We start from the raw sequence: 1,080 nt of genomic DNA on the forward strand, positions 1-1,080 counted from the left end.
CCGCCCTGCGCCGTCTGTGGCGCCGCCATGTGCTGCGGCGCCTCACCGCCGGGCTGCGCCGCCGGGCCAGGGGCGTCTGGSTGGCCCTGACCACCGGCCCGCGCACCCGCGTACCCCTGGCTCCGCCCGCCGCCGGGCCCCTTCCCGAACCGGCCGTCCTCCCCGCGCCCCCGGGGCCCGTGCGCCTCCCCGGCACGAGCGGTACGGCCGATCCGACCGGCACGACGAACAGAGAGCGAGCAGTCACCGATGCATGACGTGCCTGACCTGCATGACCTGCTGATTGTCGGAGCGGGCCCGTACGGCCTTTCGATCGCCGCCCACGCGGCGGCCGCCGGGCTCGACGTACGGGTCTTCGGCAGGACCATGGCCTCGTGGCGGGATCACATGCCGCGCGGCATGTTCCTCAAGTCCGAGCCCTGGGCCTCCGACCTCTCCGACCCGGCCGGACGGTACGGCCTCGCCGCCTACTGCGCCCGGCACGGCCTGCCCGCCGAGCATGGCCGCCCCCTGCCCATCGAGCACTTCGCCGCCTACGGCCTGTGGTTCGCCGAGCAGGCGGCACCCCCGGTCGACCAGCGCCTGATCGCCTCCGTCGACACCGCAGCGCACGGCTACGCGGTACGGACCGAGGACGGTGAGGTCCTGCACGCGCGGGCCGTGGCCCTCGCGGTCGGCGTCATGCCGTTCACCGAAGTGCCCGCCGCGGTACGGGACCTCGGCGCCGAGCACGTCTCGCACAGCAGCGACCACGCCGGCCTCGGGCGCTTCCGCGGCAAGGACGTGACGGTGCTCGGGGCGGGCCAGGCGGCCCTGGAGACGGCGGCGCTCCTCGCCGAACAGGGCACACGGGTACGGATTCTGGCCCGCTCGCCGCGGGTGGCCTGGAACTCGCTGCCCGCGCCCTGGCAGCGCCCCTGGTGGGAGTCGCTGCGCGCCCCGCACACCGGCCTCGGCTGCGGATGGCGCAACGCGTTCTACACCCGCACCCCGGGCCTCTTCCGCCGTCTGCCCGAGGAGACCCGCGCCCGCGTCGCCGCCACCGCCCTCGGTCCTGCCGGGGCGTGGTGGGTCAGGGAC

At 76.0% G+C, this 1,080-nt stretch carries 1 protein-coding gene and 1 pseudogene; both read left to right on the forward strand.

What is annotated here, in order from left to right; translation table 11 throughout:
- A pseudogene (locus AB8Z36_RS40970) lies at window positions 1-257 on the forward strand (hypothetical protein); the annotation flags it as partial.
- 10 nt (window positions 258-267) lie between these two features.
- A partial coding sequence (locus tag AB8Z36_RS40975; RefSeq protein WP_369218419.1) for an NAD(P)-binding domain-containing protein occupies window positions 268-1,080 on the forward strand: 813 nt, incomplete at its 3' end.

Origin of the sequence: Streptomyces flavofungini (assembly GCF_041028215.1) — a bacterium.
Classification (GTDB): domain Bacteria; phylum Actinomycetota; class Actinomycetes; order Streptomycetales; family Streptomycetaceae; genus Streptomyces; species Streptomyces flavofungini_B.